This window comes from Cypionkella sp. PAMC25878 (assembly GCF_058135695.1).
This window is the reverse complement of sequence record NZ_CM176871.1, coordinates 4,634,226-4,654,753: the sequence shown is the minus strand read 5'-3', so window position 1 is coordinate 4,654,753 and position 20,528 is coordinate 4,634,226. Positions and strand designations below refer to the sequence as shown.

The 20,528-nt window shown below is 60.5% G+C and carries 20 protein-coding genes; 8 read left to right on the top strand and 12 right to left on the bottom strand.

Translation table 11 applies throughout. The features are described 5' to 3' along the window. Positions 1 to 315: 315 nt before the first annotated feature. The 5 genes from ACS5RD_RS23260 to ACS5RD_RS23240 form a co-directional block, all read right to left on the bottom strand. Positions 316 to 1,073 (bottom strand): IS5 family transposase gene (locus ACS5RD_RS23260; protein ID WP_489927796.1). Its coding sequence is split into 2 segments (ribosomal slippage): positions 316 to 755 and positions 755 to 1,073, totalling 759 coding nucleotides; the frame shifts between segments, so codons are not numbered across the junction. Between the two features lie 45 nt (positions 1,074 to 1,118). Further along, positions 1,119 to 1,295 (bottom strand): hypothetical protein, encoded by a 177-nt coding sequence (locus tag ACS5RD_RS23255; RefSeq protein WP_489929319.1) that lies wholly within the window; start codon positions 1,293 to 1,295, stop codon positions 1,119 to 1,121. A gap of 472 nt (positions 1,296 to 1,767) precedes the next feature. Beyond that, complete coding sequence (locus tag ACS5RD_RS23250; protein WP_489929318.1) at positions 1,768 to 2,889, bottom strand: CaiB/BaiF CoA transferase family protein; 1,122 nt, start codon at positions 2,887 to 2,889, stop codon at positions 1,768 to 1,770. After that, entirely contained in the window at positions 2,890 to 3,564 is a 675-nt protein-coding gene (locus ACS5RD_RS23245; RefSeq protein ID WP_489929317.1) for a DsbA family protein, read from the bottom strand. 3 nt (positions 3,565 to 3,567) lie between these two features. Then, positions 3,568 to 4,101, bottom strand: a complete 534-nt coding sequence (locus tag ACS5RD_RS23240; protein ID WP_054006020.1) for a DUF721 domain-containing protein — start codon at positions 4,099 to 4,101, stop codon at positions 3,568 to 3,570. 81 nt (positions 4,102 to 4,182) lie between these two features. Here ACS5RD_RS23240 and ACS5RD_RS23235 point away from each other — a divergent pair, with 81 nt between their 5' ends. Beyond that, entirely contained in the window at positions 4,183 to 5,217 is a 1,035-nt protein-coding gene (locus ACS5RD_RS23235; RefSeq protein ID WP_489929316.1) for an A/G-specific adenine glycosylase, read from the top strand. A gap of 44 nt (positions 5,218 to 5,261) precedes the next feature. Beyond that, on the top strand, positions 5,262 to 6,416 hold the full coding sequence (locus ACS5RD_RS23230) for an alkane 1-monooxygenase (RefSeq protein WP_489929315.1): 1,155 nt from the start codon (positions 5,262 to 5,264) through the stop codon (positions 6,414 to 6,416). Here ACS5RD_RS23230 and ACS5RD_RS23225 read toward each other — a convergent pair. The 4 genes from ACS5RD_RS23225 to ACS5RD_RS23210 all read right to left on the bottom strand — a co-directional run bounded on the left by ACS5RD_RS23225 (position 6,413) and on the right by ACS5RD_RS23210 (position 10,124). After that, on the bottom strand, positions 6,413 to 7,468 hold the full coding sequence (locus ACS5RD_RS23225) for a class I SAM-dependent methyltransferase (protein ID WP_489929314.1): 1,056 nt from the start codon (positions 7,466 to 7,468) through the stop codon (positions 6,413 to 6,415). The two genes, ACS5RD_RS23230 and ACS5RD_RS23225, sit on opposite strands and share 4 nt — an antisense overlap. A gap of 170 nt (positions 7,469 to 7,638) precedes the next feature. Then, a complete protein-coding gene (locus ACS5RD_RS23220) occupies positions 7,639 to 8,763 on the bottom strand; it encodes a site-specific DNA-methyltransferase (RefSeq protein WP_489929313.1) in 1,125 nt (374 codons plus the stop codon). Between the two features lie 86 nt (positions 8,764 to 8,849). Beyond that, entirely contained in the window at positions 8,850 to 9,488 is a 639-nt protein-coding gene (gene rnhB, locus ACS5RD_RS23215) for a ribonuclease HII (RefSeq protein WP_489929312.1), read from the bottom strand. A gap of 126 nt (positions 9,489 to 9,614) precedes the next feature. After that, a complete protein-coding gene (locus tag ACS5RD_RS23210; protein ID WP_054006025.1) occupies positions 9,615 to 10,124 on the bottom strand; it encodes a hypothetical protein in 510 nt (169 codons plus the stop codon). A 190-nt stretch (positions 10,125 to 10,314) separates the two neighbouring features. Here ACS5RD_RS23210 and ACS5RD_RS23205 point away from each other — a divergent pair, with 190 nt between their 5' ends. From ACS5RD_RS23205 to ACS5RD_RS23195, 3 genes are all read left to right on the top strand, one after another. Next, entirely contained in the window at positions 10,315 to 10,602 is a 288-nt protein-coding gene (locus tag ACS5RD_RS23205) for a hypothetical protein (protein ID WP_054006026.1), read from the top strand. After that, complete coding sequence (locus ACS5RD_RS23200; protein ID WP_489929311.1) at positions 10,574 to 11,278, top strand: winged helix-turn-helix domain-containing protein; 705 nt, start codon at positions 10,574 to 10,576, stop codon at positions 11,276 to 11,278. Before ACS5RD_RS23205 ends, ACS5RD_RS23200 begins: the two co-directional genes overlap by 29 nt. A 191-nt stretch (positions 11,279 to 11,469) precedes the next feature. Then, complete coding sequence (locus ACS5RD_RS23195) at positions 11,470 to 13,908, top strand: DEAD/DEAH box helicase (RefSeq protein ID WP_489929310.1); 2,439 nt, start codon at positions 11,470 to 11,472, stop codon at positions 13,906 to 13,908. 61 nt (positions 13,909 to 13,969) lie between these two features. Here ACS5RD_RS23195 and ACS5RD_RS23190 read toward each other — a convergent pair whose 3' ends face one another. Both ACS5RD_RS23190 and ACS5RD_RS23185 read right to left on the bottom strand, forming a co-directional pair. Next, complete coding sequence (locus ACS5RD_RS23190; RefSeq protein WP_489929309.1) at positions 13,970 to 14,743, bottom strand: 3'(2'),5'-bisphosphate nucleotidase CysQ; 774 nt, start codon at positions 14,741 to 14,743, stop codon at positions 13,970 to 13,972. Continuing rightward, positions 14,730 to 16,070: a TldD/PmbA family protein gene (locus tag ACS5RD_RS23185; RefSeq protein WP_489929308.1), complete on the bottom strand. Its 1,341-nt coding sequence runs from the start codon at positions 16,068 to 16,070 to the stop codon at positions 14,730 to 14,732. The genes ACS5RD_RS23190 and ACS5RD_RS23185 overlap by 14 nt, the downstream gene beginning before the upstream one ends. A gap of 114 nt (positions 16,071 to 16,184) precedes the next feature. On the opposite strand from ACS5RD_RS23185, the gene ACS5RD_RS23180 reads away from it, so the two are divergent. After that, positions 16,185 to 17,171, top strand: coding sequence for a hypothetical protein (locus ACS5RD_RS23180; RefSeq protein ID WP_489929307.1), 987 nt, complete (start codon positions 16,185 to 16,187; stop codon positions 17,169 to 17,171). Between the two features lie 293 nt (positions 17,172 to 17,464). Here ACS5RD_RS23180 and ACS5RD_RS23175 read toward each other — a convergent pair whose 3' ends face one another. Next, the gene (locus ACS5RD_RS23175) at positions 17,465 to 18,982 is read right to left on the bottom strand and encodes a DUF2125 domain-containing protein (RefSeq protein WP_489929306.1); all 1,518 of its coding nucleotides are present in this window, start codon (positions 18,980 to 18,982) and stop codon (positions 17,465 to 17,467) included. Between the two features lie 126 nt (positions 18,983 to 19,108). On the opposite strand from ACS5RD_RS23175, the gene ACS5RD_RS23170 reads away from it, so the two are divergent. Together ACS5RD_RS23170 and ACS5RD_RS23165 are read left to right on the top strand one after the other, a co-directional pair. Beyond that, complete coding sequence (locus ACS5RD_RS23170; protein WP_489929305.1) at positions 19,109 to 19,855, top strand: SDR family oxidoreductase; 747 nt, start codon at positions 19,109 to 19,111, stop codon at positions 19,853 to 19,855. Beyond that, positions 19,852 to 20,454 (top strand): enoyl-CoA hydratase/isomerase family protein, encoded by a 603-nt coding sequence (locus ACS5RD_RS23165; protein ID WP_489929304.1) that lies wholly within the window; start codon positions 19,852 to 19,854, stop codon positions 20,452 to 20,454. Before ACS5RD_RS23170 ends, ACS5RD_RS23165 begins: the two co-directional genes overlap by 4 nt. Positions 20,455 to 20,528: the final 74 nt, after the last annotated feature.

Sequence of the window (20,528 nt, the reverse complement as noted above, 5' to 3'; positions counted from 1 at the left end):
ATATTACGAGGCGAGTGCGTGATCCTGCATGATGCGTTTAACTATCGAAGTTCGTAATTTGACCAATAAGTCCATGCGTTTTGCTAGCGGAATGCAAATCTCCAACAGAAGTTGCTGAGGTCCGTCCTTACCATCTACTTCGGGAAAGGATCGGTTGAGCGCTCCGACATATTCACGTCTAGACACTCCACTTTGCTTAGCGAATTCCCGAGCTTCCTCGTTGCCCTGTGCCGCAGCGTCAAGTTCTTCGAGAATGAACTGCCAACGAACCCGTGCGTCAGGAATCTTTTTGCTAGGGTCCAGACTCATTGATCGTCAAAGCCAGAACAAGACGGTTGCGGCGAGAGCGACGGCGGAGAGGAAGACTTTTGGGCATCTGTCGTAACGTGTTGCCACCCGCCGCCAGTCTTTGAGACGGCCAAACATGATCTCAATCCGATTGCGGCGTTTGTATCGGCGTTTATCGTATTTGACAGGCTTCGCGCGTGACTTCCGGCCGGGGATGCAAGGCGTGATCCCCTTGTTTTTCAGGGCGTCTCGGAACCAGTCGGCGTCATAACCCCGGTCAGCCAGCAGCCACGTCGCTTTGGGTAAGCTGCCCAGTAAGGCCGCAGCGCCGGTGTAATCGCTGACCTGACCTGCGGTCATGAAGAAGCGGATCGGTCGGCCGTTTTCGTCAGTGACGGCATGCAGTTTGGTATTCATGCCACCTTTGGTCCGGCCAATCAGACGACCGCGCCCCCCTTTTTCACCCCAAGGCTTGAAGCCGTGCGGTGCGCCTTGAGATAGGTCGCGTCGATCATCACCGTCTTCGGGACCGCCGCCTCGGAGGCCAACCCTTCCATCATCCGGGCAAAGACGCCCATGTCGCCCCATCGCTTCCAACGGTTGTAAAGCGTCTTCGCCGGGCCGTATTCCTTCGGCGCGTCAGACCAACGCAAGCCATTGCGATTGATGAAGATAATGCCGCTCAAGACCCGACGATCATCGACACGCGGCACCCCGTGGCTCTTGGGAAAGAAGGGTTTAAGTCGAGCCATCTGCTCGTCCGTCAGCCAGTAAAGGTTGCTCATTGCTCAGTCTCCTTGCGGAGCCTGAATCACGGCTGCGTTGCAAAATCAATAGGTCCTGACCCTAACCAAATGTGCGTAGAATCTAACAGCACGTTCAAGGCCAATTTTTTGGATTACACTCTCGACATCGCCAAAATTCGCAGGAGCTAACTCTTTAATTACATTTTCATATTCAATCTGTTCGCTTTTGTTTGCGTTATCGCGTTTTCCGAAACCGAACATCAGTAACTCCTTCAATCAAATCAATTTCTGCAAAGTGGCTTTGTTATGCAAGATAGGCAAGTTCAATCGTGCAGATGTATACCAATGTATTATTTGAGTAAGCGTCGGTCACGAGATTTGCACAAACTGCGGCTACAAGCATTCAAACGGAAAGATATTGATGCCCGAAAGGCCGCATAAACGACTGGGGCGGCTTCCAGCAGGTGCCACAAACGTAACAACGCGTGAAAATGGTCATCCTGAACCTGCCAATTAAAGCCTCTCAGCCCGGAATCAAGGCGCTTTAGCGCCGCCGGGCAGCGCCTGACCGCCCCCTCGGGCGGGCGCTTTTGGGCTGTCTCGCTTAGAACTTCTGGGGAGTTTGTTGAGGCATAAAGCGCCTAGAAATTCTGTGGCTCGCCCACCCGGCGGTCAGGCGTTGCCCTATGTGGGGAGCGGGCGGGGCAAACGGTGGTGCGTGAAATCACGCACCCTACACTTCGTTTTGATGCTCACCCAGTTTCGGTGCCGGGCGGTCTAGCGACAAATCTGCGCCGGAGAAGGTCATTGGGGAGCGGACTCCGGGGAGGCCTTCGGGGGCGATTTGCAGGTTTCTCGCGATGACTTGCGGGTCGGCGAAGACTTCGTCGAGGGAGTTGATCGGGCCTGCGGGGACGCCTTCGGACTCACAAGCGGCGAGCAGGTTGGCTTTGGTCCAGGTTTTGGTGGCCTCGGTGATGCGGGCGGTCATGGCCTCGCGGTTGGCGATGCGGTCGGCGTTGGTGGCGAAATTTGGGGCGGTTGCCATGTCGTCGAGGCCGAGGATCGTGCAGAGGCGGCGGTATTGGCCATCGTTGCCTGTGGCGAGGATGATCCAGCCGTCGGCGCAATCGAACACGGCGTAGGGGGCGAGGTTGGGGTGGGCGTTGCCCATCATGCCGGGCGGGGTGCCCGACACAAGGTAGTTCATCGATTGGTTGGCCATGATTGAGGTGGCCACATCCAAGAGAGACATGTCGATATGCTGGCCGACGCCAGTGCGGCCGCGTTGGAGAAGAGCGGCGAGGATGGCGGTGGCGGAGTAAACTCCGGTGAACACATCGGTGACGGCGACGCCGACTTTTTGCGGTTGACCGCCGGGCTCACCCGTGACCGACATCAGGCCGGCCATGCCTTGGATGATGAAATCATAGCCCGCCCGGTGGGCATATGGGCCGGTTTGGCCAAAGCCCGTGACCGAGCAATAGACCAGCTTGGGGTTTATTTTGCTGAGAGAGGCATAGTCGAGGCCGTATTTGGCAAGGCCGCCGACTTTGAAATTCTCAATCAGCACATCTGCGTCGGCGATCAGACGGCGGACGGTTTCCTGCCCCTCTGGCGTGCGAAAATCGCAGGTGATCGAGCGTTTGCCGCGGTTGGTGGCGTAGAAATAGGCGGCAGATTTGTCGCCATCACGCTCGATAAACGGAGGGCCCCAGCGGCGGGTGTCATCGCCCTCGGGGGCTTCGACTTTGATCACATCGGCCCCCAGATCGGCCAAGGTCTGGCCAGCCCAAGGGCCAGCCAAGATTCGAGCCAGTTCAATGACTTTGACGCCCGCCAGTGGAGTGTTCATTTACTTCGCCAGTTCGGCGTCGAGCACCGCTTTCAGATCGGCGTAGGCCATGTTGGAATGTTTGGTGCCGTTGATGATGAAGGTGGGGGTGCCTTCAACCTTGTCCGCCGCCATGTTGGTTTCAAAATGCTTGACCAAAGCCTCCGCCATCGGGGCATCTTTCATGCAGGCGTCGAGGGTTTTGTCATCCATCCCGGCGGTGCGGCCGATTTTCTTCAGGTTCTCAACGACAGCGTTCGGATCATCCGAGGCGGCCCAATCCTTCTGGGTGTCATAGAGGATGTCGGTGATGCCGATATAGCGCATCTCGCCGCCGCAGCGGGCCATCATCGCGGCCCAGAGGCCGTAGCGGTCAAAATAGACCTCGTGATATTCGAGGCGAACCTTGCCGGTGTCGATATAGTCGGCCTTCAGCTGTGGATAAACCTCGGTATGGAAGGCGGCGCAATGCGGGCAGGTGAAGGACAGATATTCGACGATCTTCACCTTGGCGTCGATCTGGCCGATGCCGTAATCGGGGATGGTGGCGGGGTCGATCACAACTGGGGTGGCCGGGGTGGCGGGCACTTCGGTGGTGGTGGCTGCGGGCGCGGTGGTTTGCGCGACGCTGAATGATGACAGGCCAAGGCCCGCGATCAGGGCCAGAGCGGCGGTGGTTGCGAGGGTTTTAGCCATGGGTCAGCTTTCCTTAAGTTTGCGGCGATTTAGGATGTTTTGGCCCAGCCGTTCAAGGGCTTGGCGCAGGTCGTCGTTCTGGATCGGGGCAGCGGTGCGGGCGGCCTCGGCCAAAATTGTCGGATCGGGTGCAGGGGGGGCTTTCGGTTTGGCCATGAATTCGGCCTGACCTTCGGCGAAACCTGTAGCGGCGGTCTGGGTGATCAGGATGCGCGAGATGGCGGCATAGCCGTAGACGGCGTTGACCTTTTCGCGCAGCTTTTCTTTTTGCATTTCGATGATCGGGGCGTTTGGCCCGGTGGTGAGCAGCGTCAGCGACGCGCCCATACCCTCGCGGCCATAGCCGACTTTGACAGGCCGTGTGATGCGCGCCATATCTTCGCCCGCGATCTCGGGCCAATGGGTCAGCAGGCGGGCCACGGCAAAGCCACGAGATTCGCCAACCTTGCGGATCTGATCCTTCAGCAGCCCCGATGTGGCTTCAAAGCCGCGAATGCGGCGATGGGCAGAGGGAAGTGGGCTGGGCGTGCGGGCCATCTGGTCCTATCCGTGGTTCGGGCTATTCTAACGGTAGGACGGCGGGTTCGCCAAGGGTCGGCGGGGGCAAGGGGATAAAGATTGCGTGACGCAGAAGTAAGCCAGCGCTTGCTGGGCTGGTATGACAGGTCGGCGCGGGTGATGCCGTGGCGGATCGGCCCTGCGGCGCGGGCGGGTGGTGCGCGGCCCGATCCCTACCGGGTCTGGATGTCGGAAGTGATGTTGCAGCAAACCACGGTGGCGGCGGTTACTGCATATTTTCAACGGTTTGTCGCGCGCTGGCCGAGGGTTGAGGATTTGGCGGCGGCGCAGGACGGCGAGGTGATGGCGGAATGGGCGGGACTTGGCTATTACGCCCGCGCCCGCAATCTGCTCGCCTGCGCGCGGGCGGTGGTGCGCGATCACGGCGGGGTGTTTCCGGCCTCGGCGCTGGGGATGCGGGCTTTGCCGGGGGTGGGGCCTTATACGGCGTCGGCGGTGGCGGCGATTTGCTATGACGAGCCTGCGGTGGTGGTCGATGGCAATGTCGAACGGGTGATGGCGCGGTTGTTTGCGGTACTTGATCCGCTTCCGGGGTCAAAGCCGGAATTGGTGCGATTGGCGGGGTTGGTGACGCCCGACCTGCGCCCCGGAGATTATGCGCAAGCGGTGATGGATCTGGGTGCCACGATCTGCACGCCGCGCAATTCGGCTTGTGGGATTTGCCCGTTGTTGGGGGTATGTGAGGCACAACGCCTTGGCATTGCTCCAGAATTGCCGCGCAAGCTGGAGAAGGCTGAAAAGCCTGTGCGGCAGGGGGTGGCTTGGCTGGCCACACGCGGCGGGCTGGTTTTGGTGGAACGGCGGGCCGAGCGCGGATTGCTGGGCGGGATGCTGGGGTTTCCGAGCGACGGCTGGGATGGCACGGCCTTGGGCGCGCCATTTGCGGCGGATTGGCAAAGCTTGGGCGAAGTTAAGCATACGTTCACACATTTCCACCTAATCTTGCAGGTGAAGGCCAGCGATTATGATGCCAATCCGCAACGAGGTGAGTTTATGCAGCTAAACCCTGATGATCTGCCAACCCTGATGCGCAAGGCTTATGACCTTGCGTTCCAAGGCAAAACGCCGCGTTGAGTGGGTTGGATTTTGCGCTAGAGTGGCCCGAAAAGGGGGCCTAAATGTCCACAATTCCTAGCGCTGATGTGCAACGCCTGCAAAACGCTCTGCCGTTCTGGCTGTCTTTGGGGATGATCCCGGTGGCGGTGCTGGCGGCGCTGTGGGGCGGTTGGTTCGTGCTGGCGCTGCCGCTTTATGCTTGGGGTATGTTCTCGCTGCTGGATGCGGTGACGGGACGGAATGAGGACAATGCCGATCTGAATACGCCGGAAGCGGGGCTGAAATACTACCGACTTGTCACGCTGATCTGGTTTCCGGCGCAGTTTACCCTGCTGTGTTGGATGCTGTGGTATGTGCCGCAGGCGGCTGATCTGGGCGCTGCGGAAAAGATCGGGCTGTTTTTCGGTATGGGTGTTGTCTCGGGAACCATCGGCATCAATTACGCGCATGAGCTGATGCACCAGAAACCGGCGTGGGAGCGGGCTTTGGGTGATCTGCTGCTGGCTTCGGTGCTCTACAGCCATTTCCGATCAGAACATCTGCGGGTGCATCATCTTTATGTCGCAACCCCGCGCGATCCGGTGACGGCGCGCTATAACGAAGGCTTTCATCGGTTTTTCCCGCGGGTTTTGCTGCAATGTCACCTCTCGGCATGGAAAGCCGAAGCCGCGATGCTGGCGCGCAAGGGGCTGAAACCGTTGGATAAATCCAGTCCGTATTGGCGCTATTGGGGCCTGCAGGGCGCGATGTTGCTGCTGGCTTTGGCCTTGGGTGGTTGGATCGGTCTGGCGCTGTTTTTGTGGCAGGCTTGGGTGGCGGTCTGGCAGTTGGAACTGGTGAATTATATTGAACACTACGGGCTGACCCGCCGTTATCTGGGCGAGGGGCGCTATGAACATGTGCTGCCGCGCCACAGCTGGAACGCCTCGCACCGGGCCTCAAACTGGCTGCTGATCAATTTGCAGCGCCATTCCGATCATCATTACAAACCGGATCGGCGGTTTCCGCTGCTGCAAACCTACAGCGCTGATGAAGCCCCGCAACTGCCCTATGGCTATCCGGTGATGACGATGGCGGCGATGGTGCCACCTTTGTGGAAACGGTTGATGAATAGGCGGGTCAAGGCATGGCGGGCGCAGTATTATCCGGATATTGTCGACTGGCACGCGTATAACAAAGGCCTGAACGCTGATCCGAAGGGCGTGCCTGCCCACTAATCGCCATGCCCCCAGCGCCGCAGGACAACGTGAAGCGGCGCCAGAAAGCCATCCTCCGCATAGCCGTTTTTCGGACGCGCGGGTAGGGCGCAGCCTACTTTCTTGGCGCGTTTCAGGATCGCAGGCAGCGATTTATCTGCCCGGATGATGTAGAGAAACTCCTCAATCCGCGCGCAGCCAAGGGTTTCAAACCGGGTGGTGAAATCGGTGTAGGGCGCGATCAGCAGGGTGCCGGGGCGGGCTTGGCCGATCAGCCGCGCCTCCATCTGCTCCAGCGCCGCGCCATACATCGGTTTGTAGACATAAAGTACGTCATAGTTGCCGTAATGCTCAAATGTCAGCGCGTCAGCGTGGAAGATGCGGACATCGGGCCAACCGCCGCGCTGCATCATCGCTTGCCCCATGGCGGCGTGGGCAGGTTCATATTCCAGACCGTCGGCTTGGGTGAATAATTCGGCGGCTTGGAACACCTTCAATCCGATGCCGCAGCCGACATCCAGAAACGCCGGGGCGTGTTTGTCCATCGCCAAGCAAATCCGCCGCGCGGCCATCGCGTAGCGTAGGAAATCCGTGCTGGGATAGGGCAGATCGCCGTGGTGGCCGGGGGTGTCGTGGTAAAGATTGGGCGTATGCGGGCTGAGATGGGCGTGCATGCGGTCCCAAGTGCGAGAATGCAGCGCGATGGTCTGCGCCTCGGGGCCATAGGGCGGCGGGGTGGGCGGAAACAGCGGCAGGCGATGGCGCAGCGCGGTTTGCAGGCGGATGATGGCGGTGGGATACAGCCGCAGATGGCGCAGAACACCATCAAAATATTGTCGCTCAGCGGCGTGCATCGGCAGGGCGCGCAAGGCGGGGCTTTGCAGATGAAAGCTGTGCGTGCGTTGCAGGGCATGGCGATGCGGCTCGGCACGGGCGAGCAGGGTGGTGATCTGGGCGCGGATTTTCGCATCGTAGGGCGGGGCGAAAGCCGCAGAAATATCCTCGAAAATCGTCCTAAGGGCCGCTTCCTCGGTTTGGCAAATGCGGGTCAGGCTGGGCAGATCAGGCTGCATGGCTGGCTCAAATATCTGGCGACAATGTGGGGATGCTAGCGCAGGTTGGGCGGGCGGCCTAACGGAAAAAACCTCAGCATGACGTGCATGCTGAGGCAGTGGTGTCATGGGCGGAACCATGACACAGGCGTTCGAAATCTGGGGGTGGGGTGGGTTCTAACCCACCACTGCTAGTGCGGGCGGCCTTGGTCGGCTTCCATCTCGGCGCGGATTTGTTGGCGCAGGATGTCGATCGGGATCATCTTGCCGTCGCGCTTGAAGTGCCAGTAGGTCCAGCCGTTGCAGGAGGGCGCGCCTTCATAGGCGGCACCGACTTGGTGGATCGAGCCTTTCACGTCAAGGCCCACAAGGGTGCCATCGGCGCGGACTTTGGCGCTGAAGCGGCTGCCCACGGAATAGAGTTCTTCGCCGGGGCGCAGCATGCCACGCTCGACCACTTGGCCGAAGGGCACGCGGGGTTCCGCGCGTTTGCTGCCAGTGATTTCCAAAGCCGAAGCGTCAAAGCGGCGCACGCGAGAGATGCGCTCAATAGCGACTTTGCGGTAGGCTTCTTCACGTTCGATGCCGATGAAATCACGGCCCAGCATTTTGGCGACAGCGCCGGTGGTGCCGGTGCCGAAGAACGGGTCAAGCACAACGTCGCCGGTATTGGTGGTGGCGATCAATACGCGGTGCAGCAAAGATTCGGGCTTTTGCGTCGGGTGGGCTTTGTCGCCGTGCTCATCCTTCAGGCGCTCATGCCCGGTGCAGATTGGCAGCACCCAGTCGGAGCGCATTTGCACGCCGTCATTCAACTCTTTCAGGGCTTCGTAGTTGAAGGTGTATTTAGAATCCTCATCGCGCGAGGCCCAGATTAGGGTTTCATGCGCATTGGTCAGGCGTTTGCCGCGGAAGTTCGGCATCGGGTTGGATTTGCGCCAGACCACATCGTTCAGCATCCAGTAGCCCTGATCTTGCAGGGCGGAACCGACGCGGAAGATGTTGTGATAGGAACCGATCACCCAGATCGCGCCGTTTGGCTTCAGCAGGCGTTTCGCCGCCGCCAGCCATTCACGGGTGAATTTGTCATAGGCGGCAAAGCTGGAGAATTGGTCCCAGTGATCATCCACCGCATCGACCTTGGAGTTGTCGGGGCGATGCAGATCGCCTTTCAACTGCAAATTGTAGGGGGGGTCGGCGAAGATCAGGTCTATTGAGCCTGCCGGAAGCGCGTTCATCCGCTCGATACAGTCACCATCAAGGATTTGGTTCAGCGGAAGGACATGATCCACCGCCGGTTTGCTTTTCGTCGCCATATTCTGCCTCTGCCCTCGGTGTTATTCACCGTTTGTTGATGCAGAGAATGAGTCATTGTGGATAACTCGTCAAATTCTTTATTGAATCAAGGGGTTACAGATTTGTCTTGATACAACATCTTGTGGACAGGTTTGAACGAACGTCTATGCGCAGGCGTGACCCCAAGATTTAGGAGTGCCAACTGATGCAACTTTGTCGGGTATCCGGCGTTCGCCTCCCAGCCGTAGCCGGGGTATTGTTGCGCCAAATCCACCATGATGCGATCGCGCGCTACTTTGGCGATGATCGAAGCGGCGGCGATGGAAAGTGATTTGGCATCGCCCTTGACGATCGCCTGCGCGCGGCCCTTCAGATTCGCAGGAATGAGGTTGCCGTCGATGAGGATATGGTCGGGCGGAATGGCAAGACCTGCGACGGCGCGCTCCATCGCGAGATGGCTGGCGCGCAGGATGTTAAGGCTGTCGATTTCCTCCACCGACGCATGGGCGATGCAGCACTGGGCGGTGGCGAGGATCGATTCGTAAAGTGCTTCGCGACGGGCGGCGGTCAGGGCTTTGGAATCGGCCAGACCGGGGGGGATATGTGCCGGATCTAGGATGACGGCGGCGGCGGTGACGGGGCCAGCGAGCGGGCCTCGGCCCACCTCATCGACGCCCGCGATATGGGCATGGCCTAGCGCGTGGGCGGCGGATTCGTAGTCGAAATGGGCGGAGAGTTTTTCCATTCATTTCGCGTAGCGTGAAATGCTTGGCAAAAAAAGGGGGGCGAAGCTGCTCAAACCTTCGCCCCCAAGGGTCGGGCCGCTAAGGGATCGGGGTGCGGCCCGGATTCTGTACCTTGTTTCTGTGGCCTAACGCCCCAAGCGGAAGCCCGCGTCGCGCAGGCATTGCGCGGAATAGACCCGGTCAGCCTCGCCATAAATCCGCACATCGCGGGCGCAGTTCGGCAGGCGGTAATCGAAACCCTCACGGCGCAGGCAATTCTGCGAATACATTGTCACCGCATTGCCGGAATTGCTGTCGATGGAAATCGCGCAGACCGAGGGCACGCGGGGCTGGTAGACGGGCTCGGGGTAAGGTTGCGGTTTGTGCGGCTTCGGTTTGTCGTGGTGCTTGTTGTTGTCGATGCTGTTGGCGATCAGCCCGATCACCAAAGCGCCCGCGATGATCTTGGCAAGATTGTCGCCGCGCTTGTCGGCATGCGACGGCATCGCGGTGGCGGCCAGCAGCGAGATCGCCATCAGCAGGATCACAAAGATATTGGCCTGACGTTTCATGGTGAACATCGGGGTGTGCCGGGTGTCGCGCAGGGCGTGGATGGTTTCGGCGAGGGTCTCGGATGCGTAGGATGTGTTGGACATTTTGACCTCCTTCTTATGGGATGCATTGGGTGGGCCTCTGGCATGAGGCCGATGCCTGAGATTGGTCGTTGAACGTCTGGCCAAGCAATATCCGTCGGCTGATATGCGATAGCAGCGCCGTAAACCCGCTTCGATATTGAATAGCTGCGCGGTTATGCCCAAGGTGCAGGTAACGATTTAGGGAGTGCAGATGATGCGCCTGTTACTTGCGGCAATTTTGGCTTTTGGCGTGGCGCTGCCGGCGAGCGCTGAATGTTATGCCGATTACAAGGCCAAGCAGGACAGCCCGTTGCGGCTGCATTATGGCGTGGCGCAGGTTTCGGATGGGGCTTGTGGAAACAAGGGCGCTGCAAAAAGCGAACTTAAGCCGAGGCTGGCGGCGGGTGGCTGGACTTTGCTGAACGTATTGTCCACGTTTGGCCCCGAAGGTTTGGGTGAAAGGAAAGCCAGTGCAGGAGAGTACTTCCTCCGCTACTGATGTGCTGAAGGCGGGCAACCGGGTGGTTGCGGGCGGGATCGCGGCGATTGTGGTGATCTTGCTGGGCGCTGCGGTGTTTCTGTTTCTGAACCTGCCGGATGCCAATGCGTTCAACGCACGGGTAGAGCGGTTGTTTGTGGAGAACAACAACCTCAACACCGGGGCCGAGATCAAACTTCTGGAGATTTTGGCGCAGTCTGGGACATCATTTTCCGAGGTGTTGAACAGTTACCGCTCGGTGATCTTCGTGCTTCTGGTGTTTGCCACCGCGTTGATGGTGGCCGCGCTGGTGTTTCTGGTGACGATCATTGCTTTGAACCGGCGGATTTCAGCGATTCAGCGGTCGGGGATTCAGGTCAGTACTTTGGTGATCAGCCGCGAGGCGCGGGCAGTTTATATCAACGATATGGAATTTGCACTGACCGAGGCGGCGATTGAAACCCTGTCGGTGCTGGCCGAGGCGCGGATGGATGATGATGTGCTGACGGGCGCGCAGATCGAGGGCGTGATCTCGGGCCGCAATGCCGCCGATTGCGACGAGGCGGCGGGGGCGACGCGGGTGAAGCGGCTGCGTGATGCGTTGGGCAATCAGATGGTGTCCGAGTTGCTGGTCAAGACGATTGCGCGGCGCGGCTATATGCTGGCGGTCGGCAAGGACACCATCAAGATGATCTGAGTGGGCGGGGGAGATGCGTGAAACACGCACCCTACGCTATATACAAGCCGAGCGATTCGCTGTATGCGACCTGCTTCGGCCCGAGGATTCCGGGGCAAGTGGCAGGGAGGCCGGCTTGCGATGGGGAATGAGGTGCCGTTTTTATGGGACTTCACGGGCATGGCCAAGGCCATCCCCCATCAGGAAAAGACATGATTGATCAAATGATTGCCGCGCCTTTGGCTGCGGCATTGACGGCTAAGGGCTATGAAAACCTGACCGCCGTGCAGACCGCAATGCTGCAAGCGGATGCGCAGGGCCGCGATGTGCTGGTCTCGGCGCAAACGGGTTCGGGCAAGACTGTCGCCTTCGGCATCGCGATTGCCGATCAGATTCTGGGCGGTATGGACAAGCTTTTGTATGCCGATAATCCGCTGGCCTTGGTGATCGCACCGACCCGCGAATTGGCGCTGCAAGTGGCGCGCGAATTGGAATGGCTTTACGCCTCGGCGGGGGCTGTGATTGCCACCTGCGTCGGCGGCATGGATTACCGCACCGAAAAGCGCGTGCTGGACCGTGGTGCGCATATCGTGGTCGGCACGCCGGGCCGTTTGCGCGACCATATCGACCGCAAATCTCTGAACCTGTCGGGTCTGCGCGCGGCAGTTTTGGATGAAGCCGATGAGATGCTCGATCTGGGCTTCCGCGAGGATCTGGAATATATCCTCGCCGCTGCCCCGGAAGATCGCCGCACGCTGATGTTCTCGGCCACCGTGCCGAAAGAGATCGCCAAGCTGGCAGAAGATTTCCAAGTCAACGCGCTGCGGATTGCGGCGCAGGGCGAGGCCAAGCAGCACGTCGATATCGAATACCGCGCCTTGTCGGTGGCCGTGCGTGACCGCGAACATGCGATCTTCAACATGCTGCGGTTCTATGAAGCGCGCACGGCGATCGTGTTCTGTAAAACCCGCGTGAACGTCAATCATCTGATGGCGCGGATGGGCAATCGCGGCTTCAAAGTGGTGGCTTTGTCGGGCGAGTTGAGCCAGCAAGAGCGCACCAATGCGTTGACGGCTTTGCGCAATGGTCGGGCGAACGTTTGTATTGCCACCGACGTGGCTGCGCGCGGTATCGACTTGCCGGGGTTGGAGTTGGTGATCCACGCTGACCTTCCGTCGAATTCGGAAACGCTGTTGCACCGTTCGGGGCGGACTGGTCGGGCGGGGTCGAAGGGCGTCTCAGCCCTGATCGTGGCGCCGTCGGAGTTCAAGAAAGCTCAGCGGTTGTTGCAGGGTGCCAAGGTTGTGGCGGAATGGGGTGCGGCTCCTTCGGCGGATGACGTGCAGGCAAAAGACGACATGCGGATCTTTGAAAACCCGGTGTTTGGTCAGAATCTGACCGATGAGATGGGCATGGCGATGCAGCTGATTGAGCGCTTTGGTGCCGAACAGATTGCGGCGGCTTATGTTCAATCGTGGCGCTCAGGCCGTTCGGCACCGGAAGTTCTGTCGGATCAGACAGGCCCGGTGCGCGAAGCCCGCGAAGCAGCGCCGCCGCGCGAACGCAGCGAATTTGGTGCCTCGGTTTGGTATACGTTGTCGGTTGGCCGCGCTGGCCGTGCCGAAGCGCGTTGGCTGTTGCCTAAAATCTGCGATGCAGGCTCGATCACCAAAGATGGCATTGGCGCGATCCGGGTGCAGGAAGACATTACTTACGTCCAAATCGCCGAGGCTTTGGCCAGCCGGTTTGGCCTGTCGCTGGAGCTGGAAAACGGCGTGGTGATGGAGCGGATGGAAGGCGAGCCTTCGATGGATCGCCCGGAACGCAGCGCGCGCGCGCCTGCGCGGGATCGGGCAGAACGCCCGGCGCGTGCCGAGCGTTCGGAAAAACCGGCTTACGACAAGCCTGCCTATGAGAAGCGCGAGAAAGCGCCTTATGTGCCAAAGCCCTCGCGTTTGGTCGAGGAAGCTGCGGCGGATGGCTATGATCCGATCAAGGGATCTGAGGCTGCACCTGCTGAAGCGCCGCGTCCGCGCGCGCCGAAACCTTATGCCAAGCGCGAAGATGGTGATGCGAAGCCTTATGCGGCGCGCGAAGCCAAGCCCTACGCCCCGCGTGGTGATAAGCCTGCTTACGCCCCGCGTGGTGATAAGCCTGCTTACGCCCCGCGTGGTGATAAACCCGCTTATGCGCCGCGCGCCGATGGTGAGCGCAAGCCTTATGCGCCGCGTGCCGAGGGTGCCAAGCCCTACGCCAAGCGCGAAGATGGCGACCGCAAACCCTACGCGCCGCGTGGCGACAAGCCTGCTTATGCCCCGCGTGCGGATGGCGAGCGTAAGCCCTATGCGCCGCGTGCCGAGGGTGCCAAGCCTTATGCCAAGCGGGAAGATGGCGATCGCAAGCCTTATGCGCCGCGCGCTGAGGGTGCAAAACCCTATGCGCCGCGTGGCGACAAACCTGCTTATGCGCCGAAATCGGCTGGGTTCAAATCGCACGGGGCCGCAGAAGGCAAGCCGGGTAAAGCCTTTGGGTCCAAATCGCATGGCACGGAAGGCAAATCGTTTGGCAAGCCCGCTTTCGCCAAGCCTGCGGGGCCGAAACTGGATGCCAAGGATACGTCCAAACGCTTCGTGCCGCCGAAAAAGAAGTAATATGTACGTGAGTTCACATCATTACGAATGAAACTTCACATAAGGCCGCCTTCGGGCGGCCTTATGGTTTTATCAGCGGCATCAGGTCGCTGTGCAGGGCAGGAGCGCAGGCCAAAGTGCCCGCCGATTGCGCGCTGGCGGCGTTAAAGCATAACGATTTTCCCTGCTTGTCGCTGACTTTGGCCCCAGCGCGGGCAGAGATCAGACTGCCTGCGGCAATGTCCCATTCCCACGCATCCATGAAGGTGATCATGCCGTCAAAACTGCCGTCTGCCACAAGGCAAAGCCGATAGGCCAGCGAGGCGCGGAAGCTGCGTTGAAACTCTGGGGGCGTGTTGCGCCAATGCTCTGGGTCTAAGGAATGTTTTGAGGTCAGTATGTTAGCGCCGTCTGCCAATGATTTTTGGCTGCATTGAATCGGTTGGCCATCGCGCAGGGCGGGGCCTTCACTGGTGGCGGTGTAGAGTTTATCCAGCGCAGGCAGATAGACCACCGCTGCGGTGATCCTGCCGTTATGGGCGACGGCGAGGGAGTGCGAGAAGTGTTTCTCTCCGGCGATAAAGGCGCGGGTGCCATCGATGGGATCAATTATGAACTGATATTCGGTATCAAGCCGGGCGGTATCATCCGGGGTTTCTTCGGACAGCCAACCGTAACTGGGCCGAGCGCGGCGCAGAATGCCTTGGATCAGGTCATTGCAGGCCAGATCCGCCTCTGTCACCGGGCTGGCGTCAGCTTTATCCCAAGCTTTGGGCGCGTTCTTCCAGTAGCGCATGGCCACTTCGCCTGCGGCACGGGCAGCTTCGGTCAGAAGGGCAAGGTCATGCGCCGGCAAGGATCATCCCTTCAACAAGCAGGCTGGGCACGCGGGTGGACAGATGCGCGCGGGCGTCGTTGGCGGGGATGATGCGTTTGAGCATGTCGCGGAGATTTCCGGCGATGGTGCATTCGTTCACCGGGTAGAGAATTTCGCCGTTCTCGACCCAGAAGCCGGAGGCCCCGCGCGAATAATCCCCGGTGGTGGGGTTGATGGTGGAGCCGATCATTGAGGTGATCAAAAGCCCGGTGCCCATGTCGCGGATCAGGTCGGCGCGGGAGGCTGCGCCTTGGGTGAGGTCTAGGTTTGACGATGAGGGGGTGGGGGGCGCGGAGGTGCCGCGCGCAGCGTTGCCGGTGCTTTCAAGCCCAAGTTGGCGGGCGGTGGCGAGGTCTAAAGTCCAGCCCATGAGGATGCCGTTTTCGACGACCATGCGGCGGGTCGAGGGTAGGCCTTCGCCGTCGAAGGGCCGTGATCCGCCGATGCGGGGGCGCAGTGGGTCTTCGATGAGGGACAGGTGGGCGGGGAGGACTTGAGTGCCTAAGCCATTGAGCAACCACGACGATCCGCGCGCGATGGCGGCGCCGTTGATGGCGCTGGTCAGGTGGCCGATCAGCGATGAGGCGACGCGTTCGTCGAAGATCACCGGGAAGGTGCCGGTTTTAGGTTTGGTGGCCCCTGCGCGGGCGAGGGCGCGTTCGGAGGCCAAGGTGCCGATGGCGGTGGCCGATGGCATGTCGGCAGCGAAGATGCGGCCCTCGCCTGCGTAATCCCGTTCCATCGCGGTGCCGGACCCGGTGAAGGCGACGGCGGAGACGGAGTGCGACGAGCGTTCGTAGCCGCCTGCGAAACCGTTACTTGCGGCGAGGTGGACTTGGCGACGGCCATAGCCTGCTGAGGCTTCGACTTGGGTGATGCCGGGAGCGGCCATGCTTGCGGCTTCGGCTTCGCGGGCGAGGGATTCCAAATGCGCGGCAGAGGGTTCGGGCGCGTCTTCAACCAGTTGCAGGGCGGCCAAGTCCCAATGTTTGGCGATTTGATCCGGCGCGGCGAGGCCTGCATAGGGGTCATTCGGGGCTTCGCGGGCCATGGCGACGGCGCGTTCGGCGAGGCGCGCGAGGGTGGCGGGGGAGGTATCCGACGTCGAAACGCAGGCTTGGCGGCCGCCGATCAGCACGCGTAACCCGATCTCGGTGGCCTCGGAGCGTTCGGCTTGCTCCAAAGCGCCTGCGCGGATGTCGATGGATTGCGAGGTGCCGGAAAGGGCCAGAGCATCTGCGGCCTCGGCCCCGGCCTGCTTGGCGGCGTGGAGGAGGGCTTCGGTCAGCGAGGAAAGGCGGGACATGCGGCATCCTTAAGGGATTTGACTTCGTTGCGGCTCAAAGTCATGCTTTCCGGGCGAACTTCAAGATGTAAGGGCGTATTTAACCCATCAAGTTTTTTCAAAAAGGATTTTGCCATGCCGTGGACGGTGGTGGTGGATGCGCAGGGCCAGCGTTGGGGCGTCAATAAAGAGGGCGTCTATCTGATGCTGCGGGGGGCGCTGCGGGCGGAAAAGATCAAGGCGCGCTCGCAGATCACCTCGGTAGAAAATGGCTTTCTGATGCCGACGACCTATCTGTTTGAAACCGATTGGAACGGGCTTCGGGCGGATGTCGATCAGGAAACCAACACGTTTTATCTGGATGCGGCCGAGCGGTTGTCGCGCGATCCGGGCGGGATGCGGTCGAACCTGTTGGGGATGATCGGGCGCGGGCGTAGCGATTTCAATGCGGTAGAGGCGATGCGGCGCAGAGCCACACGGCAATCGTCGGAAAGCATTTCCAACAATGTTGAGGGTTGGGAGACGGCATTGGCGGTGGCGCAGTTCACCCGCGACACTTCGGCCACGATTTTGGTGGTGGGGGCGGGGCTTTTGTCGGGCGGGGCGGCGTTTGGGGTGCTTGGGGCGGGGTCGGTGCTGCGCGGCACGGCGACCTATCAGGATACTGGCAATGTTGGGGCGGCGGTGATCAACGGATCGGGGACGTTTATCGTGGGCATGGTGGGGATTGCGGGCGGTAATCCGGCGCTGATGCGGTCTGAGCAGATCCAGCTGATGTTTGTGGGGTCTGGTTTGCAAGGCGGGGTGCAGGGCGCGCAATCCTTGGTCGAGGGCAAGACGCCGAAGCAGGCGTTGCAGCAGGCGGCGGTGTCGGCGGGGTTTAACCTGCTCGGCAGTGCGGTCGGCGGGCGGATTGAGAATATGAGTTTCAGCACCCGGCTGGTGGTGGGCGGGGTGATTGATACCACTGGCAATGCGCTGACGGCGGCGACGGTGCCGACGCCTGCGCCACAAGCGATAGCGCGGCCTGCGGTGACGGGGAATTTGGATTACGCGGGGATACCCTTCGATCCGGCGGCGGATGAGTTGTATCTGGCGCAGAACTGTTTGCGGCGGCTGTAGGGGCGCGGTCCCAACTCGGGACCAAAAAATGTTGTTTTATGTCAGTTGGTTGGGGTGGTGAAATTAAGACTTCTTTAATCTTTGGTTCGTTTCGCGCAGGTTTTGTGCCTTGCTCGATTTGACACGCGTTAAATCGGGCCGACGGTTTGCTGCATACTGCCGCTTGCTCAACGGCGTTCCGCCTTTTGAGCAATCAACCGGAAAACGCTCCACTGGAGCGTTTTCTTTCGGTTTGAAACAAAAAGGCCGCTCGGGTGAGAGCGGCCTTTCCTGTTTTATTGCGTTGCAGAGCGTTACTGAAGCTTCTGGCCGTTGGCGTAAAAGCCCTTGTCTTTGAACTCCAGCGTCGAGGTCATCTCGTCCTTGTCCGCCGCCGAATTGGCGAACATTGACACCATCATCTTGAAGCCCATCGCCTGATCTTGCGGCAGCAGGCCCATCGCCACCAGTTTATCAAGCAGCGTGTTCCCCCCCGTCAGCTTCAGATCCATCTTTCCGGTCGGCAGCGGCACGCCGGGGAAGGTGGTTTTGTCGGTGTTGTCAAACGTGAAGGCGCCCGCGCCCGTCAACTCGGCGCCCGCCACCGAGGCTTTCAACTCGGTCACGTCCAGCGCGTTCAGATCACCGGGAGGTGCGTCGCCCAAAGCTGCCATCGCGGCCTCGTCGAACAGATCGGTGGTCATGGTGACCTTGCCCTTGGTGTCGATGATCACCGTGGCCGGATCGTGCGGCAGGCTGCCTGCTGGGTCGAACATGCCCCAGACTTCATCCGACACGGTGAAGCCGACGAGCTTGGTCAGAAATGCGAAATCGGCCGGGGCGTCGGTTTTGCCAACCGGCATCAGCATGTTGAAGGTGGCTTCCTGATAACCGACTTTCAACTCGGGGAACGGAATGTCAGCGCTGGCAATCGTCAAGTTCAACGCTTTGCCGCCCGCGCCGAATTGCAGATGGGTGGCATCCATCGCAAACGACATATCACCGCCTTCGGATGCACCAGTGATCTTGGTCGGCTTGCCGTCTTCGGTGACGGCCAGATCGAAGGACATCGCGCCATGGCTGAAATTGCCGTTGACCGCAAAGCCGCCTTGCAGCGCCTTGGCCATATCGGCCATCGCGGCGGCACCCAGGAAGTTGCCATTGGTATTGCCTGCCACATCGGCGATGGTAGCACTGAAGGTAGCATCCGATTTCGCGGCGGCATCTTTGCCCGCGCCGCTGATCTTGACACTTTTCGCGGCGAAGTCGGAGGTGACCTTTTTGGCCTCACCGTTGCCTTCGACCAGATACTTGCCGGACAAATCGGTCAGTGCGAGCTCAAAGCTGCCTTGCGCTGCGGCGGCGGTATCGCCGGGCTCGAATTTGGCCGTCACGCTGGGGCCTTCAAATTCATAGCTCAGCGCATCAACGGTGCCGCTGGCGGTCACCACCATTTCGGGTTGGGTCAGGGTGATCTTCAGATCGGTCGGCATCGCGCCGTCAATCTCGGTCGCCGCCGGGGCTTTCAGCGACATCTGATAGCTGTCGGACGTGGTGACATCGACGCTGCCATCGCCGTTATCGGCGAAATCAATCTGATCAATCGTGCTGGTGAACGAGGTGCCGTCTTTCTCATAGCTGATCGTCACGCCCGAGACGACCAAGGTATCGCCATCACGCTCGGCGCTGGTCGAGGTGACGGTCTGGCCTGCCGAGGTGCTCATGTCCTGCCAGTTTTGCCAGACTTCTTCAGGGGTTACGTCGGCAAAAGCGCCGGTTCCTGCCAAAATCGCAATAACTGCGGTGCTGCCCGCAAGTTTCCAGTGTTTCATAATGAAGCCTTTCCGATGGAAATATTGCCGATAAGCATCCGTCTAAGTGCTGGCAGGGTCAAGGCTTTCCGTTGGGCGTGGCTTTGGGTAAACGGAATTGTCATGTGGGCGTGAATGGAGGCTGTGATGCAGGGTAAGGTTGTGGTGATCACGGGGGCGAGCCGGGGCATTGGCGCGGCAGCTGCGCGGGCGTTTGCGGGCGCGGGCGCTTCGGTGGCTTTGCTGGCGCGGTCCGAGGCTGAGATTGCAGCGTTGGCCGCCGAGATCGGCGCGCAGGCGATGGCGCGGCGCTGCGATGTGGCGGATGCGGAGGACGTGGCGCAGGCTTTGGCGGCGGTTGTGGCGCGGTTCGGGCGGCTGGATGTGCTGATCAACAACGCAGGCGTGATAGAGCCGATTGCGCGTCTGGCGGAGGCCGGAGTTGAGGCTTTCTCCGCCGCGATTGATATCAATCTGAAAGGCGTGTTCCACGGCATGCGCGCGGCTTTGCCTTTGATGAAGGCGCAGGGCTCGGGGACGATCATCACGGTGTCTTCGGGGGCTGCGGTGAATGCGCTGGAGGGTTGGGGCGGCTATTGTGCCAGCAAGGCCGGCGCGTTGATGTTGACCCGCGTGGCGCATCTGGAGGAGGCCGCGCATGGCATAAGGGTGCTGGGGATGTCACCCGGCACCGTGGCGACCGATATGCAGGTGAAGATCAAGGCGAGCGGCGTCAATCCGGTCAGCCAGTTGGATTTCGCGGTGCATATCCCGGCGGATTGGCCTGCCAAGTGCCTGGTGTGGATGTGTGGTCCCGAGGCCGACGGCTTTCTGGGCCGCGATGTGTCTTTGCGCGAAGATGCGGTGCGCCGCGCAGTCGGGTTGATCGCATGATCGGTGTTATGCGCGAGGGCGAGTTGCTGGTGCTGACCTTGCAGCGCCCGGATAAGGCCAATGCTTTGAGCAAGGCGATGCTCTCGGATCTTCTGGCGGCTCTCGATGATCCGCCGCAGGTGTTGATCCTGACGGCGGAGGGCCGCGTGTTTTCGGCTGGCGCTGATCTGGAGGAGGCGAAGGCGGGGCTTGCCACCGATCCGGTCTGGGATCAGCTCTCCAACCGCATCGCCACCCTGCCGAGCCTGACGATTGCGGCGTTGAATGGCACTCTGGCCGGGGGCGCGATGGGCATGGCTTTGGCCTGCGATCTCCGGCTTGCGGTGCTGGGGGCGAAGTTTTTCTATCCGGTGATGCGCTTGGGCTATCTGCCGCAACCCGCCGACCCCGCGCGGCTGGTGGCGCTGATTGGTCCCGCACGCGCCAAGCTGATCCTGATGGCAGGGGCGAAGATTGAGGCAGAGGAGGCGCTGGCTTGGGGCCTGATCGACCGCATTGTCGCCCCGGAGGATTTGCTGACCACCGCCCGCGCCTTGGGCGCGGACGTGCTGGCGGCCATTCCCGGCCATGCAAGTGCGATCAAACGGCTCATCGGTTAGCCGGAATTCGCGCGAATTCCGTGACGATTTCTGCGCAGAAATCGCCTGCGGTGCAGGTCGCAGCCCAACGGCCC

Excerpts from the sequence above, each read along its gene's own strand:
- ACS5RD_RS23180 (WP_489929307.1), top strand. The coding sequence starts at position 16,185 with ATGCCGTGGACGGTGGTGGTGGATGCGCAGGGCCAGCGTTGGGGCGTC.
- ACS5RD_RS23185 (WP_489929308.1), bottom strand. The coding sequence starts at position 16,070 with ATGTCCCGCCTTTCCTCGCTGACCGAAGCCCTCCTCCACGCCGCCAAG.
- rnhB (WP_489929312.1), bottom strand. The coding sequence starts at position 9,488 with ATGGAAAAACTCTCCGCCCATTTCGACTACGAATCCGCCGCCCACGCG.
- ACS5RD_RS23165 (WP_489929304.1), top strand. The coding sequence starts at position 19,852 with ATGATCGGTGTTATGCGCGAGGGCGAGTTGCTGGTGCTGACCTTGCAG.
- ACS5RD_RS23240 (WP_054006020.1), bottom strand. The coding sequence starts at position 4,101 with ATGGCCCGCACGCCCAGCCCACTTCCCTCTGCCCATCGCCGCATTCGC.
- ACS5RD_RS23210 (WP_054006025.1), bottom strand. The coding sequence starts at position 10,124 with ATGTCCAACACATCCTACGCATCCGAGACCCTCGCCGAAACCATCCAC.
- ACS5RD_RS23220 (WP_489929313.1), bottom strand. The coding sequence starts at position 8,763 with ATGGCGACGAAAAGCAAACCGGCGGTGGATCATGTCCTTCCGCTGAAC.
- ACS5RD_RS23250 (WP_489929318.1), bottom strand. The coding sequence starts at position 2,889 with ATGAACACTCCACTGGCGGGCGTCAAAGTCATTGAACTGGCTCGAATC.
- ACS5RD_RS23225 (WP_489929314.1), bottom strand. The coding sequence starts at position 7,468 with ATGCAGCCTGATCTGCCCAGCCTGACCCGCATTTGCCAAACCGAGGAA.
- ACS5RD_RS23175 (WP_489929306.1), bottom strand. The coding sequence starts at position 18,982 with ATGAAACACTGGAAACTTGCGGGCAGCACCGCAGTTATTGCGATTTTG.
- ACS5RD_RS23170 (WP_489929305.1), top strand. The coding sequence starts at position 19,109 with ATGCAGGGTAAGGTTGTGGTGATCACGGGGGCGAGCCGGGGCATTGGC.
- ACS5RD_RS23195 (WP_489929310.1), top strand. The coding sequence starts at position 11,470 with ATGATTGATCAAATGATTGCCGCGCCTTTGGCTGCGGCATTGACGGCT.
- ACS5RD_RS23255 (WP_489929319.1), bottom strand. The coding sequence starts at position 1,295 with ATGTTCGGTTTCGGAAAACGCGATAACGCAAACAAAAGCGAACAGATT.
- ACS5RD_RS23205 (WP_054006026.1), top strand. The coding sequence starts at position 10,315 with ATGATGCGCCTGTTACTTGCGGCAATTTTGGCTTTTGGCGTGGCGCTG.
- ACS5RD_RS23230 (WP_489929315.1), top strand. The coding sequence starts at position 5,262 with ATGTCCACAATTCCTAGCGCTGATGTGCAACGCCTGCAAAACGCTCTG.
- ACS5RD_RS23245 (WP_489929317.1), bottom strand. The coding sequence starts at position 3,564 with ATGGCTAAAACCCTCGCAACCACCGCCGCTCTGGCCCTGATCGCGGGC.